This is a genomic window from Polaromonas sp. P1_G2 (assembly GCF_056405515.1).
Window position 1 is genome coordinate 33696 of record NZ_JBFUBY010000001.1, and the last position, 19454, is coordinate 53149.

Genomic DNA, 19454 nt, shown 5'->3' on the forward strand with positions numbered 1-19454 from the left:
TGTGTTATTCGGGTTTGATGTTTTTTTGCCGGATCACGTCGGTCCAGCGCTGGGTGTCAGCCTGGATGGCGACCGCCAGGTCGGAAGGTTTTCCGGCCGCGGCCTCCATGCCCAGCGCGGCCAGCTTTTCCTTGAGCTCTGGCCGTGCGAAGAGCTTGACGGTCTCCGCATTGAGTTTGTCGACCACGGCGCGCGGCGTGCCGGCCGGCACCATCAGCGCATACCAGGACACCGCCTCGAAGCGCGGCAGGCCTTGCTCGGCAATCGTCGGTGTTTCGGGCATCACGGCCGAGCGCTTGAGGCTGGCCACGCCGAGTGCGCGCAGCTTGCCGCTCTTGATGTGGGGCAGCACCGAAGACATCTGCGCGAACATCATGCTGACCTGGCCGCCCAGCAAATCATTGAGCGCCGGGCCTATGCCCTTGTAGGGAACATGCAGCAGCTGCACGCCGCTGTTGAGGGCCAGCAGCTCGCCGGCCAGGTGCGCCTGGCTGCCGGCGCCCGGCGAGGCAAAGCTGATACCGCCCGGCTTCTGCGCGGCCAGCGCCAGCAATTCCTTGACGGATCGGGCCGGCACGGCGCTGTTGACCACCAGCACGTTCTCCACCGTGGCCAGCATGGTGACGGGCGCGAGGTCGGTGGCCTTGTAGGACAGGTTGGGATAGAGGGCCGGGTTGACCGCGATATTGCCCAAAGGGACGATGGCCAGGGTGTAGCCGTCGGGTGCGGCTTTCGCGGCCTGGTCAATGCCGATGTTGCCGGCCGCGCCCACCTTGTTGTCGACCACGGCTGGCTGGCCCATGGATTCCGAGAGGCCCTGCGCCAGCACGCGGCCCAGCACGTCGACGGGACCACCGGGCGGAAAGGGCGCGATGACGTGCAGCGGTTTGGAGGGGTAAGCCTGGGCCGCGGCGCCGAAGGAGGCAGCGGCGAGCAGCAAGGCCAGGAACGTGGATCGCGTGGGCAGCAGCTTCATCAAATGTCATCCAGTGTGGGCGCCGGCCCGCCGTCCATGGCGGCCAGGGGCCGGTAGTCGTTCGCGTCGGGAAAGGCAAAACCCGCGAGCAGCAGGCGCCGCATCAGCGGTGCAGTCTCAGCCGCCGTGGCCGTTGCCAGCAGCGCCTCGCGCAGGCTTGACAAGGTCTCGGGCGGCAAGGCGGCGGTGGCCACCAGCGGCGGAATCGGCAGCGCTGCCGTGCTGGTGAGCGTGCGCACCTGCGCGGCGAAGGCCGGGTCGTAGGCCTTGAGCAGATCGTGGTAGTAGCTGTCCAGCGGGCCGGCGTCTATGCGGCCTTCGGCCAGGGCGGTGATCACGCCGCGCGCATTGATCAGTTCGCCCACGGCCTTGCGGTACAGGCGCGAGCCTTTCGCTTGGCGATAAGGCGCCAGATGATGGCGCAAGGCCACGCCACCCGACATGGAGTCGGCCAGGGTGTAGCCGATCACGCCGCCAAACGTGTCTTCCAGGCTGCGGTAGGGCGCGTCGGCGCGTACCACGATGTCGGTGAAGTACACCGGTTTGCCGCCGTAGCGCGCCGGCGACGGAATGGGTGCGGCCACCAGCGTAGGCTGTGCGCCGCGCTGCGCGAAGGGCAGGCCGCACATCATCGCCAGGCCCAGGTCATCGCGCGCCCACAGCAGCGACAGCGGCGCGGGCGCGTCGTAGTCCATCAAGTCCCAGGGCAGGCCCGCGCGGTCCAGCACCCAGGCCAGCAAGGCCTTCCAGTCGGCCTTGGCCGCCGGCGTGGCCGAGTACATGCGGGCATTGGCGACCAGCGCTTCCCCGGCTTGTGGTGAATTCACGGCGTGCACCCTGCTGGCCGTTCAGCGGAAACGCAGCTTTTGCCCCAGGCCCATGCGCTTGGCTTTTTCGAGCATGAAGGCGCCCAGCGCGATGTCCGACAGCGACAGGCCGCGGTGCCAGAACAGGTTGGTCTCGTCATCGCTCTCGCGCCCGGGCTTGAGGCCCGCGACGATCTGGCCGAGTTCGGCGTGCAGCGTGGTTTCCGACAGCTTGCCGGCGTCCACATGGGCGCGCAGCGCGCCCAGCGGTCCGGCCTTGGCCTGGCCCCAGTCGTCCATCACCATCTTGTCCATGATGTCGGTCAGCGAGAGCTCCACCGCACTCATGGTGCCGTAGGGAATCACGCAGGCGCCTTTTTTGATCCACTCGGTCTTCAGCATGGGCGTGGGTTTTTCCAGGCGCGAAGCCTCGACCACGATGTCGGCGCCGCGAACGCAGGACTCCCAGTCCTCGGTCACGGTGATCTTTTTGCCCAGGTCTTTTTCAAGTTTGGCGGCAAAGGCATTGCGGCTTTCGGGCCGGCGCGAGTGCACGCGGATTTCGTCGAAGTTGTAGATCGAGTCGAGCAGGCGCACGTTCCAGTAGGAGGTGCCGCGCGCGCCGATGTGGCCCAGGATTTTCGAGTTCTTGCGCGCCAGGTGCTTGGCGCCCAGCGCGGTGATGGCGCCGGTGCGCATGTCGGTGATGTCCGAGGCGTCGATGATGGCGRTGGGCGAGCCGTTCTTGGGGTCGAACAGGTTGAGAATCGCCAGCTCCGAAGGCAGGCCCTGCTCATAGTTCTTGTAGAAGTCGCCCACCACCTTCACGCCGGCCAGGCCCAGCGGGCGTATGTAGCCGCGCAGCACATTGAAGTGGCCGGGGTAGTCTTTTTCCGGCACCAGGTGCATGCGCGGTTCGATCGTCGTCTGCTTGTTGCCCTGCGCGTGCAGGGCCTGCTCGACGGCGGCGATGATCTCCGCGTCGGTCAGGGCCAGGGCCTGGACGTCGGGATGGTTCAGGTAGGTGAGATGGATCTCGGCGGTGCTATCGGACATGTGTTTCAGCTTCCTATCATGGGCAGGTTCAGCCCGTTGTCTTTGGCGCTTTGTTTGGCGATGTCATAGCCCGCATCCGCATGGCGCATCACGCCGGTGGCCGGGTCGTTGAACAGCACGCGGGCGAGTTTTTCCGACGCGTCGGCCGTGCCGTCGCAGACGATGACGACGCCCGAGTGCTGCGAGTAGCCCATGCCCACGCCGCCGCCGTGGTGCAGGCTGACCCAGGTCGCGCCGCTCGCGGTGTTGAGCAGGGCGTTGAGCAGCGGCCAGTCGCTCACGGCGTCGCTGCCATCCTTCATGGCTTCGGTTTCGCGATTCGGCGAAGCGACGGAGCCGCTGTCCAGGTGGTCGCGGCCGATGACGATGGGGCCCTTGAGTTCGCCGCTTTTCACCATCTCGTTGAAGGCCAGGCCCGCGCGGTGGCGCTCGCCCAGGCCTATCCAGCAGATGCGCGCCGGCAGGCCCTGGAAGGCGATGCGCTCCTCGGCCATGTCCAGCCAGCGATGCAGGTGCTTGTTCTCCGGAAACAGCTCTTTCATTTTCGCGTCGGTCTTTTTGATGTCTTCCGGATCGCCCGAGAGCGCCACCCAGCGGAAGGGGCCGACACCGCGGCAGAACAGCGGGCGGATATAGGCCGGCACAAAACCGGGGTAGTCGAAAGCGTTGTCCACGCCGAAGTCTTTCGCAACCTGGCGCAGGTTGTTGCCGTAGTCCACCGTGGGGATGCCCATTTCGTGGAAGGCCAGCATGGCCTTGACGTGGACCACGCAGGACTCGCCCGCGGCTTTGGTCAACGCGGCATGCTGGGCCGGGTCTTTCTGTGCGGCTTTCCATTGCGCAACTGTCCAGCCCATCGGCAGGTAGCCGTTGATGATGTCGTGGGCCGAGGTCTGGTCGGTCACGATGTCGGGGCGCAGGCCGCCGGCCTTGGCGCGTTTGGCCAGCTCGGGCACGATCTCGGCCGCATTGCCGCACAGCGCGATGGAGACGGCCTCCTTGCGCGAGGTGTGGTGCTTGATCATCTCCAGCGCTTCGTCAAGATCCTTGGCCTGCTTGTCGACGTAACGGGTGCGCAGGCGGAAATCGATGCTGGACTGCTGGCACTCGATGTTGAGCGAGCAGGCGCCGGCAAAGGTGGCGGCCAGCGGCTGCGCGCCGCCCATGCCGCCCAGGCCGGCGGTCAGCACCCAGCGGCCCGCCAGGTCGCCGTTGAAATGCTGGCGGCCCGCTTCCACAAAGGTTTCATAGGTGCCCTGCACGATGCCCTGGGTGCCGATGTAAATCCAGCTGCCGGCCGTCATCTGGCCGTACATCATCAGGCCGGCGCGGTCCAGCTCGTTGAAATGCTCCCAGGTCGCCCACTTGGGTACCAGGTTGGAATTGGCGATCAGCACGCGCGGCGCGCCCGGGTGGGTGCGGAACACGCCCACCGGTTTGCCCGACTGCACCAGCAGGGTTTCGTCGGCCTTGAGCTTGCGCAGGGAGTCGAGGATGGCGTCGAAGGCTGGCCAGTTGCGGGCGGCCTTGCCGATGCCGCCGTAAACCACGAGCTCATCGGGGTTTTCGGCGACTTCCGGGTCCAGGTTGTTCTGGATCATGCGGTAGGCCGCCTCGATCTGCCAGTTGGCGCAGCTCAGCGTGCTGCCGCGGGGGGCACGCACCGGGCGGGCCTTGCTGTCAAGGAAAGGGGTTTGGGAAAGGTCGGACATGGGCTGCTCCGGAAATAAAAACAAAAACTTCTCGGACATTCAAGAAAAGAATGCGCGGCGACTGGTATAAATCGTAGTTGTCTATACAACTTGTGTCAACTGGCGTAATCTACGGTTTGTGCGCGCAAGGGCTGCAAAGGGATCGATCCCGGCCTTTTGCGGTGACAATGTTTTTTTCTTACACACCCGCTGAACCATGGCCACCACACCACTGCCCGCCTACGGCCAAGTCAAGGCATTCATCAAGAAACGCATCAGCGCCGGCACCTGGAAGCCGGGCGACCCGGTGCCCAGCGAATCCGTGCTGATGGAGCAGTTCGGCGTGAGCCGCATGACGGTGAACCGCGCACTGCGCGAGCTGATGGGCGAGGGCCTGGTCACCCGCATCCAGGGCTCCGGCACCTTCGTTGCGGAACTGCACCGCATTTCGTCCACGCTTACCATTCGTGACATTCACGAGGAAGTGGTGGAACGCGGCCATGTGCACACCTCGCGCGTGCTGCTGGCCGAATCCGAAAAAGCCAGCGCCGACCTGGCGCGCACCCTGGGCTTGCGGTCGGGCGGCCGGGTGTTCCACACCATCCTGATCCATCTGGAGAACGGCGTGCCCATCCAGTATGAAGACCGCTACGTCAACCCGGCGGCGGCGCCGCACTACCTGGAAACCGATTTCAGCGAGACCACGCCCACGCACCACCTGCTGGCCGAGGCGCCCTTGACCGAAGCCAGTTATTCGATCGAAGCCTGCCTGCCTTCAGCGCTCGAGGCCAAACACCTGGAGATCAAGCTGGGCGAGCCTTGCCTGGCCATGATGCGGCGCACCGTGAGCGGCAGCAACATCGCCAGCGTGGCACGCCTGGTGTACCCGGGTTCGCGCTACAGCTTTGCCGGGAAGTTCCAGGCATGAGCTGGAATGTCGTGAACCTGGCCGACATTCCCGCCACGCCTTGGCGCAATGGCGGTGGCGTTACGCGCGAGCTGGCCATGTGGCCTGATGCGGGCGACTGGGCCTGGCGCATGTCGGTGGCCGACGTCGACCAAAGCGGCCCTTTCTCGAAATTCGAAGGCATAGAGCGCTGGTTCGCGGTGCTCGAAGGCGCAGGCGTGCAACTGGAGGTGGCGGGTGAGCAGCACCGTGTGACGGCCGCCGACGCGCCCTTGTTCTTTGACGGTGCGGCCGCCACGGATTGCGAACTGATAGATGGCAAGACGCGCGACTTCAACCTGATGGTGCGCAGGGGCGCCCAGCCTTCGCGCATGCTCCGCATCGAAGGCCGTTTTGCCGAAACCCTGCACGCCGGGACCACCATCGCCGTGTACGCGCACGCTTCAGCCGCCACTGTGTTGCTGGACGAGGAGGTACTGCAGTTGGCCCCCGCCAGTCTGGCCTGGCGCACGGTCACGGGCAGCGCCGCGGTGCGAGTCGCCGCGCAGCAAGCCCTCTGGATGGAGATTCCCGCATGAGCCTGCAACTCTGGACCCACTGCAACATCGCCACGCTGCAGGCCGATGCCGCCCAGCCCTACGGACTGATGGAAGATGCCGCGCTGGTGGTGGAGGGCGAGTCCATCGCCTGGGTCGGTCGGCGCGCGGAACTGCCGGCCGAATTGCTGGCGCGCTGCAGCACGCAGCATGACGCGGGCGGTGCGCTCATCACGCCTGGTTTGATTGATTGCCACACCCACCTGGTCTACGGCGGCGACCGCGCCCATGAATTCGAACTGCGCCTAAACGGCGCAAGCTACGAAGACATCGCCCGCGCGGGCGGCGGCATTGCCTCCACCGTCAAGGCCACCCGCGCCGCGAGCGCGCAGGAGCTGCAGGCGAAAAGCGCACCCAGGCTCAAAGAATTAATCGCCGAAGGCGTGACCACGCTCGAGATCAAGTCCGGCTACGGCTTGGCGCTCGAGCACGAACGCAAAGCGCTGTCGGTCGCGCGCGCGCTGGGGCAGGCTCATGCGGTGGACATACGCACGACCTTTCTGGGTGCGCACGCCGTACCGGCCGAATTCGCCGGCCGCACCGATGCCTACGTCGATGCCGTGCTCGAGATGCTGCCGGTATTGCACGCCGAGGGCCTGGTCGACGCGGTCGATGCCTTTTGCGAGCGCATCGCCTTCAGCACCGCGCAGACTGAACGTGTCTTCGCCGCGGCCAAAGCCCTGGGTATTCCSGTSAAGCTGCATGCCGAGCAGCTCAGCGACAGCGGCGGTGCGCAGCTCGCGGCGCGGTATGGCGCGCTCAGCTGCGACCACCTCGAATGGCTGTCGCCTGAAGGCGCGCAGGCCATGGCGGCGGCCGGCAGCGTCGCGGTGTTGCTGCCCGGCGCGTTTTATTTCCTGCGCGAAACCAGATTGCCGCCCGTGGCCCTGCTGCGCGAGCAGCACGTGCCCATGGCGATCTCCACCGATTGCAACCCGGGCAGTTCGCCCTGCACCTCGCTTCTGCTGATGCTCAACATGGCCTGCACGCTGTTTCGCCTGACGCCCGAAGAAGCGCTGGCCGGCGTCACGCGCCATGCGGCGGCCGCCCTGGGCCTGCGCGACCGCGGTGTACTGGCGGAGGGCAAACGGGCCGACTTCGTGCTGTGGGGCGTGCAGCGGCCGGCTGAATTGAGTTATGCCCTTGGCGCGAACCCGCGCCTGAAGACTGTCTTCAAAGGCCGCTTGGTATGAATGTTGCTCAACGCCGGTGCGCTGCGCCGGCGTGTGGACTAGCCATGCAGCTGAGCGTGAGCTGTCGCGCCTGAGTTGCCGCCGACGGCGCAAAGCCTGCGTGCCGCCGGACGCCAAAAAAGAAACAGCCATTCCCAGCCAATGAGAAATAGTGCTTTGCGCGTACAGGCAAGCACCGGATACTGACGCGATGTTGCCCGATGCCCCCGCCCCTTCTACCGCTTCCGCCGTTGATCGCGCGCTGGTGGTGCTGGCCACGCTGGCGCAGCATGGGCGCCCCCTGACGGCCGTGGAGCTGCTGGGCAAGACGGGCTTGAGCCAGAGCACGCTTTACCGCCAGTTGCTCTCGCTCAAGCGCTGGGGTTTTGTGCTTGAAACGGACGGCCGTTATGCGCCCGGGCCTTTGAGCCTGCAGCTGGCCCTGGGTTACGACGTGGCGTCCCATCTGGCGCAGCAGGCGCGCCAGGAAATGCTGATGCTGGCGCAACAATCACAGGAAAGTGTCGGCCTGATCGTCGCGGTCAACGGCCAGGCCATTTGCATCGACATGGTCGAAAGCTGCCAATCCCTGCGCTGCTCTTTTGAAAAAGGCCGCAGTGTTCCCCTTGAAAAGGGTGCCTCGGCCAAATGCCTGCTGGCCCATATGTCGGTCGCTGCATTGAGCGCCACGCCAGCCCCTGATCGCCGGCCCCCCGAGTTGCTGGCCGAACTGGCCGAAATCCGCAAGGCCGGCTTCRCCGTCAGTGACAGCGAAGTGGATGCCGGTGTCTGGGGCGTCAGCGTGCCCCTGTTCGCCATGGGAAAACAAGCCGTCGGCGCCCTGACATTGATGGCGCCCAGCGTGCGTGTTCAGGGCAAACACCCGCCCCTGATCCAGATGGCAGTGGTCACCGCCGCCCGTATTTCCCGAAGTTTGAGCCGCTGAATTTATTTAACCCCCTGGAGAGACCCCATGAACTTTCGCCGCCAATTCCTTGCTTCCTGTGTTGCCGTCCTCGGCCTGGCCGCTTTCAGCGCACATGCGCAGGACGTGCTTCGTGTCGGGACCGACGCCACCTTTCCGCCCATGGAATATGTTGAAGCCGGCAAACGCACCGGCTTCGATATCGAGCTGGTGGAAGCCATCGCCAAGACCCTGAACAAGCGCATCGAGTGGATAGACATCGACTTCAAGGGCCTGGTCCCCGGGCTGGTCTCCAAGCGCTTTGACATGGCGGTATCGGCCATCTACATCACCGACGAGCGCAAGAAAGTCGTGGACTTCACCGATTCCTACTATGCGGGCGGCCTGGTGGCCATGGTGAAGGAAGGCAATACCGCCATCAAGACACTGGCCGACCTGAATGGCAAAAAAGTGACCGTGCAGGTGGGCACCAAGTCCGTGAGCTACCTGGCCGCCAACTACCCGCAGGTGCAGCTGGTGGAAGTCGAGAAGAACCAGGAAATGTTCAACCTGGTCGACATCGGCCGCGCCGACGCGGCCGTAACCGGCAAGCCGGCGGCCTTCCAGTACGTGCGCACCCGCGGCGGCCAGCGCGTGCTCGAGCAGCAATTGACCACTGAGGAGTACGGCATGGCGCTGCGCAAGGACACGCCCGAGCTGACCAAGGCCGTTAACGGCGCCCTGGCCAAACTCAAGGCCGACGGCACTTACGCGCAGATCGTGAAGAAGTGGTTTAGCAACACCACGGCTCCAGCCGCCGCCAAATAAGAAAACCCGGGAGCGCATCGGATGGAACTCGATTTCTCCCCCGCTTTCGCGGGGTGGCGCAACCTGCTGTCGGGTGCGCTGGTGACCGTGGAAATCACGGCGGTGGCTCTGGTGCTTGGCTGCATCATGGGCTTGCTGGTGGGGATCGGGCGCCTCAATCCGGCCAGACGCGTGGTCTATGCGCTGTGCACCAGCTACGTGGCGGCCATACGCGGAACGCCGCTGCTGGTGCAGCTGTTCATACTGTTTTTCGGTTTGCCGCAGTTCGGCATCATGCTGCCGGCGTTTTTGTGCGGCGTGATAGGCCTGGGCATTTATTCCGGCGCCTACGTGTCGGAGATCGTGCGCGGCGCCATCCAGTCGATTGACAAGGGCCAGATGGAGGCTGCGCGTTCGGTCGGCATGTCCTACGGAACGGCCATGCGCAACATCATCCTGCCGCAGGCGCTGGTGCGCATGATCCCGCCGCTGGGCAACGAATTCATCGCGCTGATCAAGAACTCCGCGCTGGTGTCGCTGCTGACCATCCATGAGCTGATGCACGAGGGGCAAAAAATCATCAGCGTGTCCTATCGTTCACTGGAGGTCTACCTCGTGATTGCCGTCATGTATTTTGTGCTGACCGGGCTGACGACGCTGGCGCTGCGCCGTATCGAGCAGCGGCTGCGCGCCGGAGGCATGGTGCAATGAACACGCCGCAACCCACCTTCCCTACACCCGCCGCCGGCGCCCCCATCGTCAACATCCGGGGATTGCGAAAATCTTTTGGCGAGCACGTCGTGCTCCACGGCATTGATTTTGAAGTCCAGCCCTCGCAGGTGGTCGTTGTCATCGGGCCCAGCGGCTCTGGCAAAAGTACCTTCCTGCGCTGCTGCAACGGGCTGGAAACGCCCGACAGCGGCCGGGTTGAAATCTGCGGCCGCGTGCTGGCCGATGCCGGCCGCATGCTGGACGACCAGGCGCTGAACCATTTGCGTGAAGACGTCGGTATGGTGTTCCAGTCCTTCAACCTGTTTCCGCACCTGTCGGTGATCGACAACATCACCGTCGGCCCGCGCAAGGTGCGCGGCTTGTCCAGGCAGCAAACGGAAGCCGAAGCCCTGGCGCTGCTCGACAAGGTGGGCCTGGTGCAAAAAGCCCATGCCATGCCGGCCAGCCTGTCGGGCGGGCAGAAGCAGCGGGTCGCGATTGCCCGCGCGCTGGCCATGCAACCCCAGCTGATGCTGTTTGACGAGCCCACCTCGGCGCTGGACCCCGAGCTGGTGGGTGAGGTCTTGCAGGTCATGAAGCTGCTGGCGGGCGAGGGCATGACCATGATGGTCGTGACCCATGAAATGGACTTCGCGCGCGAAGTGGCCGATGTGGTGGTGGTGATGGATGGCGGCGTGTTGATCGAGGCCGGGCCGCCCGATATCATCTTTACCAACCCGGCGCAGGCGCGAACCCGGGATTTCCTCCAGGCCGTGCTGTCACGGAACTGATCGCGGGCCGCCTTCCGGGCGCTCAATTTTTTCAGGAATCCATCCCATGAATGACTTCAGCGACGACAGCGGAGTTTTTAGCTTGCATCAGGGGCACGTGCCTTTGCTGGTCAGCATGCCGCACATAGGCACGGAAATCCCCGCCGAACTGCAGGGCGGCTACACGGCCGAAGCGCTCAAGGTCGAAGACACCGACTGGCATTTGCATCGGCTCTACAACTTCCTGCCCCTGCTGGGCGCCAGCGTGCTGCGGCCGCGCTATTCGCGCTATGTGATCGATTTGAACCGCCCGCCCGACGACGCGCCCATGTACCCGGGCGCCTCCAACACCGAGCTGTGCCCCACGCGTTTTTTCAGCGGCGCGCCGCTGTACCAGGCCGGCCGTGAGCCTGGCCCCGAAGAGCGCATGAGGCGGCGCGAAGCCTACTGGCAGCCCTACCATTCAGCCCTGGCCGCCGAACTCGCGCGCCTGAAAGCGCAGCACGGCTTTGCCCTGCTGTGGGACGCGCACAGCATACGTTCGCAAATTCCCTGGTTGTTCGAAGGCAAGCTGCCCGACCTCAACATCGGCACCGCCAGCGGCGCCAGCGCGCATGAATCCATCACCGCCGCGGTGGTGCAGGCCTGCGAGGCCGCGCCCCACATCAGCATCGCCGTCAACGGCCGCTTCAAGGGCGGCTACATCACGCGCCACTACGGCCAGTCCGCGCAAGACGTGCATGCCGTGCAGCTCGAGATGTGCCAGAGCCTTTACATGCAGGAAGTGGCGCCCTACGCCTATGACGAGGCCCTGGCCTGGCAGGTGCAGCCCCTGCTGAGGAATATGGTGGCCGGCGCGCTGCAGGCCGCCAACCACCTTTACGCCTGAGACACCATGATGATGAGCAGCGGCATCAAGACATTTTTCGCGCCCCAGGCCTGGGTGCAGGGCGCGTGGGCCAAAGACGTCCTGTTGACGGTGGCCGCCAACGGCAGCTGGCAAAGCGTGTTGCCCGGTGCTACGGCGCAGCAACAGCAAGGCGCGACACTCTTGCCCGGCCCGGTGCTGCCCGGCTTGGTCAATGCACACAGCCATGCCTTCCAGCGCGCCATGGCGGGCCTCACGGAGCGCCGCAGCGCCGGCGCGCATGCGTCTGACGATTTCTGGAGCTGGCGCGACCGCATGTACAGCGCGGCCAACCGCATCACACCGGAGCAGCTCGAGGCGATTGCGACCCAGCTCTACGCCGAGCTGCTGGCCGGCGGTTACACCCAGGTCTGCGATTTCCATTACCTGCACAACGACGTGAACGGCAAGGCCTATGCCGACCCGGCCGAGATGTCGCTGGCCCTGGTGCGTGCCGCGCAGCGCACCGGCATCGGCCTCACGTTATTGCCAACGCTGTACATGCGCTCCGGCTTCAAGGCCGCGGGCCTGCGCGAAGACCAGCGCCGCTTTGCCTCGACACCCGAGAGCGTGATGCGTGTGGTCGAGCAAATCCAGCGGCAAACACAAGGCGATGCGCGCATCAACGTCGGCGTCGCCGTGCACTCGCTGCGCGCCGCTGGCCCGGCCGCCCTGCATGAACTCGGCACCGCCGCCAAAGAGGCCGGCCTGCCGATGCACATCCATATCGCCGAACAGACGCAGGAAGTTGAGGACTGCCTGGAACACACAGGCCAGCGCCCGATCGAATGGCTGCTGAACAACGCCGACATCGACGCCCGCTGGAACCTGGTGCACGCCACCCATGCCACGCCGGCCGAACTGCTGGGTGTGCAGGGCACCGGCGCGGCCATCGTGATCTGCCCCGCGACCGAAGCCAACCTCGGCGACGGTGTGTTCGAGCTGCCGGCCTACGCGGCGGCGGGCGGCCGCTGGTCGATTGGCTCCGACAGCCACGTCACGCGCAGCTGGGCTGAAGAGCTGCGCCTGCTCGAATACTCGCAGCGCCTCACGCTGCGCCAGCGCAACATCGCCGCGCGTGTCCTCGGGAACGAAAGCAGCGCGGCCGGCCTGTTCGAGGCCGCTTTGGCCGGCGGCTTCCCTGCCACCGGCCGGATGCAAGGCGGCCTGGCGCCCGGCCACCGTGCCGATTTTGTGACGCTGGACCTGGAGTCCCCCGCGCTGCTGGGCGTGCCGGCCGGCCACCTGCTGGACGCGCTGGTGTTTTCCAGTCCGGACGCTACGTTTGGCGAGATGTTTGTGGCGGGCGAACGCACCGCCGCGCCTTCACCTGAGCGTGCGCAGGCCTTTGTTCGAGCCATGCGGGAGTTGTGGGCGGACTGATTTCGCCCCCGGGGCTGGCTGCATCGGGACTCCAAGCCGGGTCCTGTTGATGGTGACTTGGCCGTGCAGAATGTTTTTTTTGCAAAATTTTCGGCCGGTGGCTGCCTTGATTTCCCGGCAATGCCGTGCGGCAACTGATCGGCTCCCAATGGAGGCTTGCTTTTGGCCCAGGCCGGCGCTTGACCGCCGGTCTCTGCTCATAGCCCTCAAAAGTACTTTTTTAGCCGGATGCGTCATGGACCCGCCCGGCTTGCCGGACAATCGGTACATGGAGGGCAGGGTGGCCCGTCTGGCCGGGCATACAGCATGACCCTGAACTATCCTGCCGGGCAGTCGCTGCCGCACCCAAAAATCGACACAAAAGGGAGTTTGAATGACCATGAATGCCACGTCGGCTGTCGACGCATTTGTGAAGGAAACAGGCTTTGGCAACTGGTTCCTGCGCTCTGTCACCTGGAAAGTGCAGGTACTGCGCCGGGCGCTGAAGGATCTTCAGGCCTTGCTGCCTTCCCAGAGGCGGTACGACCGCATTCTGGATGTGGGTTGCGGCTTTGGGCACTCCTTTGCCGAACTTTCCGCTTGTTTTGCTCCTCAGCTTATTGTGGGCATGGATGCCGACCCGTCCCTGCATGAACGGGCGGGTCCCCAAGCTCGTGCTTGCGGCAGTCCCGTGGAGCTGCATGCCGGCAATGCGTCGCGCATGGACTGGCCGGACAACCATTTCGACATGGTTTTCTGCCACCAGACTTTCCACCACATCGTCGCGCAAGAAGAGGCTATGGCCGAATTTTTCAGGGTGCTCAAACCGGGAGGCGTGCTGCTGTTCGCTGAATCGACGCGTGAATACATCCACTCCTTGCAGATCCGCCTGTTGTTCAAGCATCCGATGGAAGTGCAGCGCACGGCGCCCGAATATATCGCGATGATCCAGTCGGCCGGCTTTGATTTGCCGCCGGAACGAATTTCATTTCCCTACCTGTGGTGGAGCCGCAGGGACATCGGCTTCCTGGAGTGGATCGGCGTGCCCGTGCCCAAACAGAGGGAAGAAACGCTGATCAATGCGGTAGCCATCAAACCCTGAAGGGCGGCTACGCGGGGCTGCCGGGGGCGGTCAGGCTGCTGCCTGGCTCCACCTTGCTCCAGTAAGTCCATTCGAGCTGCCGCAGGGCCTCTCCGCGCAGTTGCGGGCTCATGGCCGTGGTGGGATATATCGCCAGGGTCAGCAAGGCGTTTCGGCCCGTCATGGCCGCTGGATTCCCGTCATGGGTGCAGGATTCAAATCGCACTGACTTCATGGAAGGCCGGCCTGAGGCCGAGGCAAACTGTTTGAGCCAGGCTTCTTTCAGCGTCCATTGGGCGTAGAACCAATCCTGCTGTTGCTGCGGGGTCTTCGCGGCCCAGCCCTGGAGCGCGCCAGCTTCATGAACCCAGTTGTTGAGCGCCTGAAAGTCACGTGGACGGTCATTGCACTCCACGTCCACGCCCACAGGGCGCGCTGAAACGGCGCAGGCAACCCAGTCGCCGCTATGGCTCAGCGAAAAATGAAGTCCGATGGGAGAGGCGCCGGGCGGTGGCGCCAGAATTTCGGGAGCAGCATCATCGGGTGTGGACAAGGCGTAGTCTTGCCAGTGGCCGCCTGCATGGGCCGCCAGGCATTGGCGCGCGAGCCAGCGCCCGGCAATGAACTGCCTGCGGCGCCCTGGAGACGTCATGCCCGAAAGCCTGGCTTGTTCGGGAAGGCTCAGCCAGCCTGTTCCGCCTGCGGGGAGGCGGGCATGAACAGCTTCGATGCTTTCAAGGGTGACGCTGGTGGGAATGCCAGCCGGAGTCCCAGGCAGCGTCATGTCTGCGTTTTGCCGTTCTATGCAGGCCGTGCCGGTCATGCCTTGCTCAGCGGCTTGCGGTGGCTATCAGGCCTTGAGAAGGTCGGTGCGAATCGCGTCCTTGAGGTCTTGCACCCAGGTGTTGTAGAACGGATGAATGACCGGCTCGCCATTTCGTTCACCATAGTTCATGTTGATGCTGTCCTTGTAGGTCAGCGAATACTTTTGGGGCGTATAGGAGATCAGCACCACGACGGTGTGCTTGTTGCGGACCACGAGGGTTGCCTGGATTTTGCCGTCCGCCTGTTGGGCAATCGTCCAGCCTTTTGCGGCGGCGCCGGCCAGGATGGCCTGCTTGACCCGCTCACCGGAAGGCGCGGTGCCGCTGCTGGTGACAACGGCAACGTCGGGGTGGTTGACGATGGGTAGCGGGTAGCGTGCGCTGGCCGGGCCTGCGGCGAATGCCAGTGCGAGAAGAAGATAGGCAAAAATTTTCGATTTCATGGTTCAGTTCCCTCAGGGTTTGATGTTGATCGCCGGCTTATTGGGCCTGCAGCTTTTCATTCAGGCGCAAGGACGGGTCCTCAAGTGCCTTCGTGATGATGACCGACCAGTCATTGCGATCGCAATTTTYATGGTGTTGCGCACCTGGCCGGTAAATTTTGGGTTCTTTTGCTTCTTTTTTTGTCACTCGGTCTCCTCGATTGAAAATCAGTCCATCCAGCGCTTGAATACCAGCGACGTATTGATGCCGCCGAAAGCAAAGTTGTTGCTCATCACGTAGTCTGTCTGCAGGTCGCGTCCGCCCGCAAGCACGTAATCCAGCTGGCCGCACTGGGGATCGATGTCGCGCAGGTTGACCGTGGGGGCAAACCATCCGTCGCGCATCATCTCCACGCTCATCCAGGCTTCCAGTGCGCCACAGGCGCCCAGGGTATGGCCCATATAGCTCTTGAGTGAACTGATGGGCACCTTGGCGCCGAAAATTTCATGGGTACCGTGGGTTTCGGCCACGTCGCCGTGGTCGGTGGCGGTGCCGTGCGCATTGATGTACCCGATGGCCTCCGGCGGCAACCCGGCGTTGCCGAGGGCCAGTCGCATGGCCTGTGCCATGGTTCGGGCGTTGGGTCGGGTCACGTGCGTGCCGTCGCTGTTGGTGCCAAAACCGACGATCTCGGCCAGGATACGGGCGCCGCGTGCCCGCGCGTGCTCCAGCTCTTCCAGCACCAGCGTGCAGGCGCCTTCGCCCAGCACCAGCCCATCCCGGGTGACGTCAAAGGGGCGCGGGCTCAGGTGTGGGGCGTCATTGCTGACGCAGGTGGCGAACAAGGTGTCGAAAACAGCGGCGTCCACGGCGTCCAGCTCTTCCGCGCCGCCCGCCAGCATGGCGACCTGCCGCCCGCTCTGGATGGCCTCGAAGGCGTAGCCCACGCCCTGGCTGCCGGCGGTGCAGGCGCTGGAAGTCGGGATGATGCGCCCCGTCACTCCCAGGAAGACGCCGATATTGACGGCCGCTGTATGCGACATCATCCGCAGGTAGGTGTTGGCGTTGATGCCTTCAGTGTTCTTGCGGGCCACCATGTTCCCGAAGTCGCCCATCGCCGGCGGTGAACCGACAGAGGAACCGTAGGAAATGCCCATACCGCCATCGGTGACCAGCGCGCTACCGGTGAGGCCCGCATCCGCCAAAGCCATCTCGCTGGCCAGGGTGGCCATGATGGCGACGCGGCCCATGCTGCGGGTGACTTTGCGGTTGTAGTGCGCGGGTAGCTCAAACGGTGCGGCGCGCACGCCCAGCCGCGTGTTGAGGCCTTCGTAGTCGTCCCACTCCTTGATGTAGCTCACCACGTTGCGTTCTTCACGCAAGGCCGCGCGCACGGTGGGCCAGTCGTGGCCAAGTGGGCTCAGCGCTCCCACGCCGGTGATGACAACGCGCTTCATCCGACCATCCCCCCGTTCACGGAAATGACCTGCCGCGTGATGTAGGCGGCGTCGGGCGAAAGCAGGAAGGACACGGCGGCCGCGACTTCCTCGGGGCGGCCCATGCGGCGGGCGGGAATCATGTGGAGGGCTTCTTCAAGCACTTGGGGTTCAATCATGTCGGTGTCTATCAGGCCCGGGGCTACGCAGTTGACGGTGATTTCTCGTTTGGCCAGTTCCACCGCCAGCGCTTTTGTGGCGCCAATGATGCCGGCCTTGGCCGCACTGTAATTGGTTTGGCCGCGGTTGCCCATCAGGCCGGACACCGAGGACAGCGTCACGATGCGCCCGGGCGCGCGCCTGCGCACCATGGGCATGACCACGGGGTTGAGCACGTTGTAGAAGGCGTCGAGGTTGGTGTGGATGACCGCGTCCCAATCTTCGCCGCTCATGGCGGGAAAAGCGTTGTCACGCGCGATGCCGGCATTGCAGACGACGCCGTAATAGGCCCCGTGCGCCTCGATGTCGGCCAGCAGCATGCCGGCGGCCTGGGCGCGGTCCGTCACGTCGAAGCAGAGCACGCGCGCTTCGCGGCCCATCTCCAGGATGGCGTTGGCCACTTCTTCGGCCTGCTCGCGCTGCTGGCGGCAATGCACAACCACGTCGTAGCCGTCTTTGGCCAGGCGCAGGGCGATGGCCCGCCCTATGCCCCTGCTCGATCCCGTGACCAGCACGCAGCGATTCATGATGTCTCTCTCTTTTTGATATCCAGAAATGCCCCGCCTTCGGGGGGCTCAAATACCGACAGGCTGGCCGCCGCCGCCAGTTCGCCGCCCACCAGTATCCGGCAGGTGAACATGCCCAGGCCGTTGTTCCCCATCAGTTCGCAGTCCGCCTCGATGCGCAGGCACTCGCCCACCCTGAACGACTGGCGATGCGCGTCATAGCGGCGGGTGCCCACCAGGAAACCCAGCGTGATGCTGCGCCCCTCGCGGTGCGCCCGATGGCCGGCCCAGGCCGCGACGGCCTGGGCCATGTATTCGATGCCTATCCAGGCGTCCAGTTGCCCGCCGCGCAGGAACAGGCTGTCCTCGCGGATGGCGGCCTCGGCCACCACGCGTTCGGTATCCACGCTGACGATGCGGTCCAGCCAGCTCATGGTGCGGCGATGGGGAACCAGGTCGGCTACGCGACGAGCTTCATCCATTGGGCTCATTTCAGGCACTCCCCAGCAGGATGGAGGCATTGCTGCCGCCGAAAGCGAATGAATTGCTCAGCACATAGCGCGGCGTGCGGCCTAGGCTTTCGCCCGGGGTCACGACGCGCAGGGGGGGCAGCGCGGGGTCCGGCTGGCCGTCCCACCAATGGGGCGGCAGCAAGCCCCGGGGGTTGTCCACCAGGCTCAGCCATCCGAAGGCGGCCTCAATGGCCCCGGCGGCGGCCAGGGTGTGGCCGGTCAGGGGCTTGGTCGAGCTGACCGGTATGTCGGCGCCCAGAAGCTGCGACACCGCCAGGCTTTCCATCGCGTCATTGTGGGGGGTCGCGGTACCGTGAAGATTGAGGTAGTCCACCTCCGCTGCTTGCACGCCGGCGCGCTGCAAGGCCAGTTGCATGGCTGTCGCGGCCCCGCGGCCGGTGGGATCGGGCGCCGACATATGGTGCGCGTCGGAGCTTTCTCCCCATCCGGCGAGCCGGACCGGGCCGGGGTCTCGCGTCATCAGGAACAGCGCCGCGCCTTCACCGAGGTTGATGCCCTGCCGGTTCAAGGAAAGCGGGTTGCTGCGGGTGGCTGAAATCGATTCGAGCGCGTAAACCCCCGCCAGGGTGAACTTGCCGAGCACATCGCAGCCACCGGCCACGACGGCGTCGGCCATGCCTGCTTTGAGCAGGCGCGCGCCGCTGGCCAGGGCTTTGGCTCCTGATGAACAAGCGGTGGAAATGACATGCGCGGCGCCGGTGACGCCAAGCTCCGCGGCGATGAAGTCGGCGAGATTTCCCGGCTCTTGCTGGGCGTAGCGGAATTCCGCGGGCCAGGACCCGGTACGTTTCCAGTGCGCGCGGGCGGCCTCGCGCTCCGGCAGGCCCGGGGCGCTGATTCCCAGCACGACGGCCACGCGGGCACCGCCGAAGCGGGCGATGGCGGCATCGACCGACGGCCGCATCTCTTGCAGCGCCAGCAGGGACAGCGCGTTGTTACGGGTATGGAACTCCGGCGCCGCATGCGCGAGGCTGGGTAGCTTGGCGTGTACTTCGCCGACCGACAGCACGCGGCCGGGCGAATAGCGGTCCGTCCGGGTCAGGCCGCCCGGGCCTGACGCGTCGAACAGCGCTTGGCGCACCCTGTGGGCTCCATGGCCCAAGGCGCAAACAAGGCCAAGATCTTGGAGGTAAATGGTACTCATGGGGTGGCAAAAACAGGTGAGGCGCCCTGGCTGTACACCTGCACGGTGTAGCCTTCGGCGCGTTGAGTCAGTTCAATCTGGCCGGCGGTGACCTCGCGCACGACCGTGACGATGTGTTCTTCATGGCGCAGCACGCGTCCGTGTGCAGTCTCCTCCAGGCGCCAGCCGGGCGGCAGCGCGGCGCTCACCGCCGTCGCCGGCCACCAGACCAGTTGCAGGTCGCTCAGCACGCGCTCGGCGCTGACCGCGGCGGGCCAGCCGGGCGCCAGGCTCTGGCTGAGTTGCCGGCCGTCCCACTCAAGGCGGGCCACGGTCTGCCCCAGCTGCATGACGGCCATGCGGACCGACGTTTCATCGGCTTCAAGCGCCACCTCCATGGAGTGCGTCCGGCCCGCGGCCTGCACGTCCAGTCGCTGCACGACGGTGATTTCGCGACCCAGCGACGATGGTGTCAAACGCAGCATGGGTGCGGTGCCCCCCTGAAGCGGCACGGCGCAGCCCGTCAGCCCGGCGCTGGCTGCCAGCATCCAGGCCAGGCTCATGCCCGCGAGCAAGCGACGCATCAGTGAGGTCACGCTTGCTCCATGGCGTTCATTGTGCATTGCCCCATGATCGGGGCGTTT

General features: G+C 65.0%; 22 protein-coding genes. 10 read left to right on the forward strand and 12 right to left on the reverse strand.

Annotated elements, in window-relative coordinates:
* Positions 1-4: 4 nt before the first annotated feature.
* Genes AC1D0P_RS00160 through hutU form a run of 4 tightly spaced genes read right to left on the reverse strand, consistent with a single transcriptional unit; the run spans position 5 to position 4550 of the window.
* Complete coding sequence (locus AC1D0P_RS00160; protein ID WP_477674822.1) at positions 5-976, reverse strand: Bug family tripartite tricarboxylate transporter substrate binding protein; 972 nt, start codon at positions 974-976, stop codon at positions 5-7.
* Positions 976-1803: a phosphate/phosphite/phosphonate ABC transporter substrate-binding protein gene (locus AC1D0P_RS00165; protein ID WP_477674823.1), complete on the reverse strand. Its 828-nt coding sequence runs from the start codon at positions 1801-1803 to the stop codon at positions 976-978. Before AC1D0P_RS00165 ends, AC1D0P_RS00160 begins: the two co-directional genes overlap by 1 nt.
* A 21-nt stretch (positions 1804-1824) precedes the next feature.
* On the reverse strand, positions 1825-2838 hold the full coding sequence (locus AC1D0P_RS00170) for an ornithine cyclodeaminase family protein (RefSeq protein WP_477674824.1): 1014 nt from the start codon (positions 2836-2838) through the stop codon (positions 1825-1827).
* A gap of 5 nt (positions 2839-2843) precedes the next feature.
* On the reverse strand, positions 2844-4550 hold the full coding sequence (gene hutU, locus AC1D0P_RS00175) for a urocanate hydratase (protein ID WP_477674825.1): 1707 nt from the start codon (positions 4548-4550) through the stop codon (positions 2844-2846).
* Positions 4551-4746: 196 nt separating this feature from the next.
* Between hutU and hutC the strand changes: the two genes are divergently transcribed.
* From hutC to AC1D0P_RS00225, 10 genes are all read left to right on the forward strand, one after another.
* Positions 4747-5457: a histidine utilization repressor gene (gene hutC, locus AC1D0P_RS00180; RefSeq protein ID WP_477674826.1), complete on the forward strand. Its 711-nt coding sequence runs from the start codon at positions 4747-4749 to the stop codon at positions 5455-5457.
* Positions 5454-6014: a HutD/Ves family protein gene (locus tag AC1D0P_RS00185; protein WP_477674827.1), complete on the forward strand. Its 561-nt coding sequence runs from the start codon at positions 5454-5456 to the stop codon at positions 6012-6014. Before hutC ends, AC1D0P_RS00185 begins: the two co-directional genes overlap by 4 nt.
* Positions 6011-7225: an imidazolonepropionase gene (gene hutI / locus AC1D0P_RS00190; protein ID WP_477674828.1), complete on the forward strand. Its 1215-nt coding sequence runs from the start codon at positions 6011-6013 to the stop codon at positions 7223-7225. The genes AC1D0P_RS00185 and hutI overlap by 4 nt, the downstream gene beginning before the upstream one ends.
* Positions 7226-7415: 190 nt before the next feature.
* Positions 7416-8150 carry an IclR family transcriptional regulator gene (locus AC1D0P_RS00195; protein WP_477674829.1) on the forward strand — a complete coding sequence of 245 codons (735 nt, stop codon included), beginning with the start codon at positions 7416-7418 and terminating at the stop codon, positions 8148-8150.
* Positions 8151-8177: 27 nt separating this feature from the next.
* A complete protein-coding gene (locus AC1D0P_RS00200; protein ID WP_477674830.1) occupies positions 8178-8936 on the forward strand; it encodes a transporter substrate-binding domain-containing protein in 759 nt (252 codons plus the stop codon).
* A 21-nt stretch (positions 8937-8957) separates the two neighbouring features.
* Positions 8958-9626, forward strand: coding sequence for an amino acid ABC transporter permease (locus AC1D0P_RS00205; protein ID WP_477674831.1), 669 nt, complete (start codon positions 8958-8960; stop codon positions 9624-9626).
* Positions 9623-10417 (forward strand): amino acid ABC transporter ATP-binding protein, encoded by a 795-nt coding sequence (locus AC1D0P_RS00210; protein WP_477674832.1) that lies wholly within the window; start codon positions 9623-9625, stop codon positions 10415-10417. Before AC1D0P_RS00205 ends, AC1D0P_RS00210 begins: the two co-directional genes overlap by 4 nt.
* 46 nt (positions 10418-10463) lie before the next feature.
* On the forward strand, positions 10464-11285 hold the full coding sequence (gene hutG, locus AC1D0P_RS00215; RefSeq protein WP_477674833.1) for an N-formylglutamate deformylase: 822 nt from the start codon (positions 10464-10466) through the stop codon (positions 11283-11285).
* 12 nt (positions 11286-11297) lie between these two features.
* Positions 11298-12686 (forward strand): formimidoylglutamate deiminase, encoded by a 1389-nt coding sequence (locus AC1D0P_RS00220; protein WP_477674858.1) that lies wholly within the window; start codon positions 11298-11300, stop codon positions 12684-12686.
* Between the two features lie 373 nt (positions 12687-13059).
* Positions 13060-13767, forward strand: a complete 708-nt coding sequence (locus tag AC1D0P_RS00225; RefSeq protein ID WP_477674834.1) for a class I SAM-dependent methyltransferase — start codon at positions 13060-13062, stop codon at positions 13765-13767.
* A gap of 7 nt (positions 13768-13774) precedes the next feature.
* Here the strand turns inward: AC1D0P_RS00225 and AC1D0P_RS00230 are convergent, their stop codons facing one another.
* From AC1D0P_RS00230 to AC1D0P_RS00265, 8 genes are all read right to left on the reverse strand, one after another.
* Entirely contained in the window at positions 13775-14398 is a 624-nt protein-coding gene (locus AC1D0P_RS00230; protein ID WP_477674835.1) for a 4'-phosphopantetheinyl transferase family protein, read from the reverse strand.
* Positions 14399-14596: 198 nt separating this feature from the next.
* A complete protein-coding gene (locus AC1D0P_RS00235; protein WP_477674836.1) occupies positions 14597-15013 on the reverse strand; it encodes a hypothetical protein in 417 nt (138 codons plus the stop codon).
* A gap of 37 nt (positions 15014-15050) precedes the next feature.
* A complete protein-coding gene (locus AC1D0P_RS00240) occupies positions 15051-15200 on the reverse strand; it encodes a hypothetical protein (RefSeq protein WP_477674837.1) in 150 nt (49 codons plus the stop codon).
* Between the two features lie 20 nt (positions 15201-15220).
* Entirely contained in the window at positions 15221-16450 is a 1230-nt protein-coding gene (locus tag AC1D0P_RS00245; protein ID WP_477674838.1) for a beta-ketoacyl-ACP synthase, read from the reverse strand.
* Complete coding sequence (fabG, locus tag AC1D0P_RS00250) at positions 16447-17175, reverse strand: 3-oxoacyl-ACP reductase FabG (RefSeq protein WP_477674839.1); 729 nt, start codon at positions 17173-17175, stop codon at positions 16447-16449. Before fabG ends, AC1D0P_RS00245 begins: the two co-directional genes overlap by 4 nt.
* Positions 17172-17636 carry a hotdog family protein gene (locus AC1D0P_RS00255; protein ID WP_477674840.1) on the reverse strand — a complete coding sequence of 155 codons (465 nt, stop codon included), beginning with the start codon at positions 17634-17636 and terminating at the stop codon, positions 17172-17174. Before AC1D0P_RS00255 ends, fabG begins: the two co-directional genes overlap by 4 nt.
* 10 nt (positions 17637-17646) lie before the next feature.
* The gene (locus AC1D0P_RS00260) at positions 17647-18831 is read right to left on the reverse strand and encodes a beta-ketoacyl-ACP synthase (protein ID WP_477674841.1); all 1185 of its coding nucleotides are present in this window, start codon (positions 18829-18831) and stop codon (positions 17647-17649) included.
* Entirely contained in the window at positions 18828-19406 is a 579-nt protein-coding gene (locus AC1D0P_RS00265) for a DUF3261 domain-containing protein (RefSeq protein ID WP_477674842.1), read from the reverse strand. Before AC1D0P_RS00265 ends, AC1D0P_RS00260 begins: the two co-directional genes overlap by 4 nt.
* Positions 19407-19454 lie beyond the last annotated feature (48 nt).